Consider the following 6,046-nt stretch of genomic DNA (forward strand, 5'->3'; position numbering starts at 1 on the left):
AAAAACTCTCTGGTGTCTGTAGTGTAAGTTCTTCCGGGTCTGTGATCACGTCTCCAATATAATATGGAAGTCCACAATTTGCATAGGATATGTATCCGGATCTTTCAAACACAGTAATTTCAGCATGTTCATTCAGTCTGCGTATTCTTGCTGCGGCTGTAGCTCCTCCGGCTACACCTCCTACAATTATTACCTTCATCTTATTTTTCCACCTTTCCTGAGTAAGCTACAATGCCACCGATATTATTTACTTTAGAATATCCCATTCGTTGCAGTATCCCAGTTGCCTGGCGGCTTCGTGAACCGGAATAACAGTATACAAACAGTGGGATATCCTTATTCTTCGCTACAGAAGCAATATTGTCAAGTTGCTGCAACGGCACATTTTTACTTTCTGGTATATGTCCTTCCTGATATTCCTGCGGTGTACGTACATCCAGCAGAACTGCATCATCAGTCCTTTTATATTCTTCTATGCCTTGATTAATATTCGACTGTTTAAAGAGATCAAAAAATCCCATTAGCACACCCCCCCTAAAGCATTTCTAAAATCGCATTCTTAGGTCTCGCCCCTGAAACCTGCTGTACAATCTTCCCATTCTTCATAACCACTAAAGTTGGAATGCTCATAATACTGAACTTATTTGCCAGTTCAGGCTCTTCATCTACATTAATCTTTCCAACTTTAATATCTCTACGCTCACTTGCAATCTCCTCTACAATAGGTACTACCATACGGCAAGGCGCACACCAAGATGCCCAAAAATCTAAAAGAACGGGTTTATCGGAATTCAGTACTTCGTTCTGAAAATTATTTTTATTGATATTAATAGCAGACATTTTACAGTCCTCCTTATCTTTCTCTTTTTGTAGATTTATTATAGTCTTAATTTCATTTATTTTCCGTGATTACATCACCATACCTCATTAACTTAACTTCTTGCCATACCATCTACACTTAATATAACACCTGTAATGTAACTCGCCTCATCTGAAGCAAGAAACACAAACGCGTTGGCAATATCTTCTGGCTGTCCAAGACGACGCAATGGAATTCTTTCAATCATAGGTTCGATAACTTCCTTTGGCACGGCCTTCATCATATCAGTTTCTGTAATTCCAGGTGCAACAGCATTAACACGAATACCTTTAGGTCCTAGTTCTCTTGCTAATGATACAGTCAATCCGTTTACTGCAAACTTCGATGCCGGATAAGCAAACCCACTTGGCTGTCCCGAAATACTCACCATGGAAGAAGTTGAGAGAATGACCCCCTTGCCTCTTGCCACCATACATTCTGCTGCTACACGAGTAGTATTAAATACTCCTTTTACATTTAGATCCATGACTTTATCAAAAGTCTCCTCTGTATAATCCATAAATGAGGTGTTTTCTGAAATCCCTGCATTATTTACCAGTATGTCGACACATCCATATTTTTCAGTTGCCTCTTTAAAAGCCTTTCTGACAGACTCCATGCTTGCCAGATTTGGACTAATTCCAGCAACTATTGCATTGGGATATTTTTCTTTTAATTTATCTACAGCAACATCTGCCGATTCCTGTGAACTTGCTGCCAACACAACTGAAGCACCTTCCTTCAAGAATTTATCAGCTGTAGCAAATCCTATACCACGGCTTCCACCCGTAATGATTGCAACTTTATCTTTTAATCTCATTTAGACTACCTCCTTACTTAGTTTCTAACTACATTATAAGCAAAAGGTAGATTATTTTCTGTGATATCATCACAAAATATCGCAATAAAAAACCCTGTTGCTCACGCACCAGGGTTTTGGTTTATCCATCTGTATTTAACACAAGATTAGGCTTCTATTCAACTTCTGAAAACTGATCTTTTCCAACATTACATAATGGGCATTCAAAATCTTCTGGAACATCCTCCCACTTTGTTCCTGGTGCAATACCACCTTCAGGATAACCTTCCTCTTCATCATATTCCCATCCGCAAACGTCACATACATATTTCATTAGTTTATTCCTCCTTATAAATATATTAATACACAGCATATATTACTGTTGTATCTGAATTATTTTGTAATCTTAGCACGAAAGTCAAGTGTTTTTAGCATTTCCAGAGTCCATGAAGATTGCAGTATGCGTATACTTCTTCTACATATTCTCCATCACAGAGGCAGAAATCCGCAATAGGTTCCTGTCCTGGAATTAGCTGTTTTCTATAAATACCCTGATTTGTATTTAGTGTAATCCATTCAATGAAATGATTATCAAGCATTGGATGTTTTATTTCACCGACCACAACATGTACATGCTGTTTGTCCACTGTATATACAGGTACATGCTTCTCAACAGCAGCATCTGTCACTCCAGCTTTTAACTCATGCATAGCCTCTCCGCAACACATTACTGGTACGCCTTGATCCTTTAACATTTCAATAATGTTTCCACAATGATTGCATACATAATATTTTACTTCCATCTTTTTTATCTTCCTATGTTTAAAATTTAAAATCCAATTGTTTCTATAACTTTCTTCAAAGCATCCGTCGATTCTTAAACTTTAATGCTTCTTTACCAACCGATGCAGAACCAACAAAGCCACAGCCTATCATTACTGCTTTTTTTAATAATCACTTTCTTCTTTGTAATAATCTCCTTCTCTTTAATAGTTCTCTTCACGTATTTCGAAATAACTCTGTGGATGGTTACATACTGGACATATCTCAGGTGCCTTTGTTCCTACCACAACATGTCCACAGTTACGGCATTCCCATACCTTAACTTCACTCTTTTCAAACACCTGTGCAGTTTCAATATTCTTAAGAAGTGCACGATATCTCTCTTCGTGGTGCATCTCAATCTGTTTATTGTCAATAGATAATAGTAATAATTACTATTATTATAATAATCAATATTACTGATTACCTTTTATTTAAAATAATCATTCAATCATCATTTTTTCCGTTCAAAAACATATTCTGCATCTGATGATAAATCAGAGCGGAATGAATAGCCTAGTCTATCAAATTTCTTAATATCCTCAGGATTTTCAATTCTGTTTTCAGCCATGAACCTAACCATTTCACCACGGGCCATCTTAGCATATGTACCTTTTGTCACCAGTTTATCTCCTGATAACTCACAAAATGTAATCGTAATGTATCTATCCTGTCGTGTCAGATATTTTTCTATGCACTTAGAGTATTCTTTCGATGCCAGATTGATTATAATCCTGCTGTTATCAATCACTGAGCGGTATAATAAATCTCCCCAGTACTCATACAGATTTTTTGTTTCTCCTATTCCAACCTTCGCCTGCATTTCCAAACGATAAGGTGTCACACCATCCCTTGGTTTTAGCACACCATAAAATGCAGATATTATTCTCAAATGATTTTGTACATACTCGAATTGACTGTCCTCAAACACGGATGGAGCCATATATTGAAAAGCAATTCCTTCATATGATAAGACAGCTGGGGTAAGTAAATGATAAAGATCCATGTTTTCCAATCTATTGAAGTTCTGTTCTGTAATTTTGTCATTACATTTCCAGATAGTCTTCAGTTCTTCTTTTGACTTACTTTTCAACCAACTTTGTATCTCTGTCGTCTTTTCAATAAATTCAGGCAATCCATCCGGCGCTATGCTGTCAGTATCTGTAATCATCTTTTTAGCAGGGGATAATATTATCTTCATTAATCTAATTCCTTGAGCATATTTTCAGGATCATCTGCAGCCTTGACTTTATCATTTGCCTTTATAATAATCCCCTGTTCATCAATAAGATATGTGGTTCTTACTACTCCCATAGAGACTTTGCCATAATTTTTCTTTTCTTTCCATACATCATATGCTTCAATAACTTTCCGCTCTGGATCTGCTAAAAGTGTAAATGTCAATCCATATTTTTCCTCAAATCTCTTATGAGAGGATACAGAATCCTTACTGACTCCAAGAATAACTGCTCCTTTTTCGGTAAACTGAGGGTATCGCTCAGAAAACCCACATGCCTGTTTCGTGCATCCCGCTGTATTATCCTTGGGATAGAAATATAAAATCACTTTTTTTCCTGTATAATCCGATAATCTATGTATTTTCCCATTTTGATCTGGCAACTCAAAATCCGGTGCCTTAACCCCTACTTCCAACATTATTTATCCCTCCCTTTCTGTATCTTTCTCTTTATTCGCCTTTTTCTTCCTATTCCCGGTAATCATTTTATGACCTGTATATATCGCCATTACCATACATAACATAGAACTTAAAGCAAAGTATTTGTGACTTGATTTTTGCTTTTTATATCCAGTGTAAAAAGTCCCAAGCATTGTGATCAATGCTCCTACTGACCAATATTTATGTGCTTTCATGTAATTCCTCCATTTTTTCAGTGTATTCAATTCTAATTATACGCTACCATATTCCTATGTCAATTTGATAATAGAGCATTCCTATAAATTTTTTCAAAATATCATTGTCAAAACTATGTATTGTTATCCTTTAATTTTTCTTTGAAATAATTGACAAAAAGCTTGCTTTCAGGAGATTACTATTTAATCTCTTTTCCATCTATATATAGTTGAAATTTATCAGGATTATTGACAACATCATAGTCCTTTCCGTATTCTACAGGTCTATATTCGGCTGTCATTACCGATTCCCCGTCTTCAATATCCTCTTTCCATAAATAGATGTTCATATCAATGCTCGTCGCATATCCTCTGTCTGTGGAGAATTTTGTCGAATGAAAAGAGACTTTACAACTTAAAATTGGATAAAAAGGACAAAAAAAAGAAGAGCTGCTTGCTCTTCCCATATAGTAGTAGTAAAATAATATGTCATGCCAGCGCAATATATTACCTAGAATATCGCTATAACAGGAAAGGGGCTGCATTGTGACAGCCCCTAATTTACTTCATCACGTTGTCTACATTCTGAGTGAACTCGTTCCCTGGTTTATTTTAGCATCGGTCTGGATTTTGTTTCATAAAGATAAATTTTGCCACAGAGCGGTCGTATGTTTTAATGTGTCCAAACAGCCAGTCGATTACATTTTTCTGTACAAGTTCACTGAACCGATCTGTTGGTCCTTCATACTCCTGAAGGTATTCATACAGTTCTTGAATTGTCTTTTTAAACTCTTCATGTTTTTCATAATGTTTTTCACGCTCTGGATAACCGGATTTTTCCTGAAGCTTTTCCTCTTCTTTGAAATGAAAGTCAGTATATTCATCCAGATAATCCAGCATTTTGATTGCTTTTACTTTGCTGTCGCCATTTTGACAGGCAGTTACAAAGTTCTGGATACGGTCAATCAATTCTTTGTGCTGTGTATCGATTGTTTTATTTCCTGTTACTAAATTGTCATCAAAGGTAATGTTTAAATCGTAAGTCATAATTTGACCTCCATTTCTTTTATATGTTCTCTTAGGCTCTTTTAATGTCTGGCAGTTTCGTACCTGCATTTTCTGCTTAGTCTTCTACAGGAACGAAAACATCTTTTCCTAATCCGCAGATTGGGCATGTCCAGTCATCTGGAATATCCTCAAATGCAGTTTCTGGAGCGATACCGGCGTCTGGATCTCCTACTGCCGGATCATAAATATATCCACATGGTTCACATTCATATTTTTTCATAGTCATTTTCCATTTTCAATGTCGATTTATTTTTGTTACCAAGTTCCTAGCAATTTTTCTAACACTTTGTTTCTTGTATATCTGTATTATACATGATAATTATTCTTTTGTCAATAATAGTAATTATTATTATTTTTGCACTTAGCATAAACTGATATTTGAATTGCACATTTACATATTGTATATATCATGGGAATAGTTGAATAAAAAAATGAACTCTATTCATTAAAGACAGAGTTGCTGGAAATTATTTCTCTCCAACAACTTTCTTCGTCTTTAAGTCCTTGAAACACAATACTGTCCCATCAGATTCATCCAACTGTTATATTTATTCTTTTCACACACCTTTCGACAAATTTCATTTTCCATCAATACACAGAACATCTTATCATAATCAAATGCCCAAACAGCACCATTCACATGGTTT

At 35.8% G+C, this 6,046-nt stretch carries 12 protein-coding genes and 1 pseudogene; all 13 read right to left on the reverse strand.

Annotated features, from left to right (window positions below; all coding sequences use genetic code 11):
• A partial coding sequence (locus LIR34_RS17225; protein ID WP_330567473.1) for an FAD-dependent oxidoreductase occupies positions 1-199 on the reverse strand: 199 nt, incomplete at its 3' end.
• Between the two features lies 1 nt (position 200).
• On the reverse strand, positions 201-521 hold the full coding sequence (locus LIR34_RS17230; protein ID WP_015524982.1) for a rhodanese-like domain-containing protein: 321 nt from the start codon (positions 519-521) through the stop codon (positions 201-203).
• A 13-nt stretch (positions 522-534) separates the two neighbouring features.
• On the reverse strand, positions 535-840 hold the full coding sequence (trxA, locus tag LIR34_RS17235; protein ID WP_005421612.1) for a thioredoxin: 306 nt from the start codon (positions 838-840) through the stop codon (positions 535-537).
• 92 nt (positions 841-932) lie between these two features.
• Entirely contained in the window at positions 933-1,679 is a 747-nt protein-coding gene (locus tag LIR34_RS17240; protein WP_005421611.1) for an SDR family NAD(P)-dependent oxidoreductase, read from the reverse strand.
• A 154-nt stretch (positions 1,680-1,833) separates the two neighbouring features.
• The gene (locus LIR34_RS17245; protein ID WP_005339874.1) at positions 1,834-1,992 is read right to left on the reverse strand and encodes a rubredoxin; all 159 of its coding nucleotides are present in this window, start codon (positions 1,990-1,992) and stop codon (positions 1,834-1,836) included.
• Positions 1,993-2,086: 94 nt separating this feature from the next.
• The gene (locus LIR34_RS17250) at positions 2,087-2,461 is read right to left on the reverse strand and encodes a desulfoferrodoxin family protein (protein ID WP_015524981.1); all 375 of its coding nucleotides are present in this window, start codon (positions 2,459-2,461) and stop codon (positions 2,087-2,089) included.
• Positions 2,462-2,644: 183 nt separating this feature from the next.
• Positions 2,645-2,845, reverse strand: a pseudogene (locus LIR34_RS17255) (rubrerythrin family protein); the annotation flags it as partial.
• An 89-nt stretch (positions 2,846-2,934) separates the two neighbouring features.
• Positions 2,935-3,681 (reverse strand): peroxide stress protein YaaA, encoded by a 747-nt coding sequence (gene yaaA / locus LIR34_RS17260; RefSeq protein ID WP_005421606.1) that lies wholly within the window; start codon positions 3,679-3,681, stop codon positions 2,935-2,937.
• Complete coding sequence (gene bcp / locus LIR34_RS17265; protein ID WP_005421605.1) at positions 3,681-4,136, reverse strand: thioredoxin-dependent thiol peroxidase; 456 nt, start codon at positions 4,134-4,136, stop codon at positions 3,681-3,683. Before bcp ends, yaaA begins: the two co-directional genes overlap by 1 nt.
• Positions 4,137-4,139: 3 nt before the next feature.
• The gene (locus LIR34_RS17270; protein ID WP_005421604.1) at positions 4,140-4,352 is read right to left on the reverse strand and encodes a DUF6219 family protein; all 213 of its coding nucleotides are present in this window, start codon (positions 4,350-4,352) and stop codon (positions 4,140-4,142) included.
• A gap of 179 nt (positions 4,353-4,531) precedes the next feature.
• Positions 4,532-4,681, reverse strand: a complete 150-nt coding sequence (locus LIR34_RS17275) for a hypothetical protein (protein WP_015524977.1) — start codon at positions 4,679-4,681, stop codon at positions 4,532-4,534.
• 262 nt (positions 4,682-4,943) lie between these two features.
• Positions 4,944-5,378 carry a bacteriohemerythrin gene (locus LIR34_RS17280; RefSeq protein WP_015524976.1) on the reverse strand — a complete coding sequence of 145 codons (435 nt, stop codon included), beginning with the start codon at positions 5,376-5,378 and terminating at the stop codon, positions 4,944-4,946.
• Positions 5,379-5,454: 76 nt separating this feature from the next.
• Positions 5,455-5,619 (reverse strand): rubredoxin, encoded by a 165-nt coding sequence (gene rd, locus LIR34_RS17285; protein ID WP_015524975.1) that lies wholly within the window; start codon positions 5,617-5,619, stop codon positions 5,455-5,457.
• Between the last annotated feature and the right edge of the window lie 427 nt (positions 5,620-6,046).

Source organism: Blautia sp. MSK17_66 (assembly GCF_020538025.1).
Classification (GTDB): Bacteria; Bacillota; Clostridia; order Lachnospirales; family Lachnospiraceae; genus Blautia_A.

Bases quoted from the DNA above. Each gene is read 5' to 3' on its own strand.
- LIR34_RS17230 (WP_015524982.1), bottom strand. From the start codon at position 521: ATGGGATTTTTTGATCTCTTTAAACAGTCGAATATTAATCAAGGCATA.
- trxA (WP_005421612.1), bottom strand. From the start codon at position 840: ATGTCTGCTATTAATATCAATAAAAATAATTTTCAGAACGAAGTACTG.
- LIR34_RS17240 (WP_005421611.1), bottom strand. From the start codon at position 1,679: ATGAGATTAAAAGATAAAGTTGCAATCATTACGGGTGGAAGCCGTGGT.
- LIR34_RS17245 (WP_005339874.1), bottom strand. From the start codon at position 1,992: ATGAAATATGTATGTGACGTTTGCGGATGGGAATATGATGAAGAGGAA.
- LIR34_RS17250 (WP_015524981.1), bottom strand. From the start codon at position 2,461: ATGGAAGTAAAATATTATGTATGCAATCATTGTGGAAACATTATTGAA.
- yaaA (WP_005421606.1), bottom strand. From the start codon at position 3,681: ATGAAGATAATATTATCCCCTGCTAAAAAGATGATTACAGATACTGAC.
- bcp (WP_005421605.1), bottom strand. From the start codon at position 4,136: ATGTTGGAAGTAGGGGTTAAGGCACCGGATTTTGAGTTGCCAGATCAA.
- LIR34_RS17270 (WP_005421604.1), bottom strand. From the start codon at position 4,352: ATGAAAGCACATAAATATTGGTCAGTAGGAGCATTGATCACAATGCTT.
- LIR34_RS17275 (WP_015524977.1), bottom strand. From the start codon at position 4,681: ATGAACATCTATTTATGGAAAGAGGATATTGAAGACGGGGAATCGGTA.
- LIR34_RS17280 (WP_015524976.1), bottom strand. From the start codon at position 5,378: ATGACTTACGATTTAAACATTACCTTTGATGACAATTTAGTAACAGGA.
- rd (WP_015524975.1), bottom strand. From the start codon at position 5,619: ATGAAAAAATATGAATGTGAACCATGTGGATATATTTATGATCCGGCA.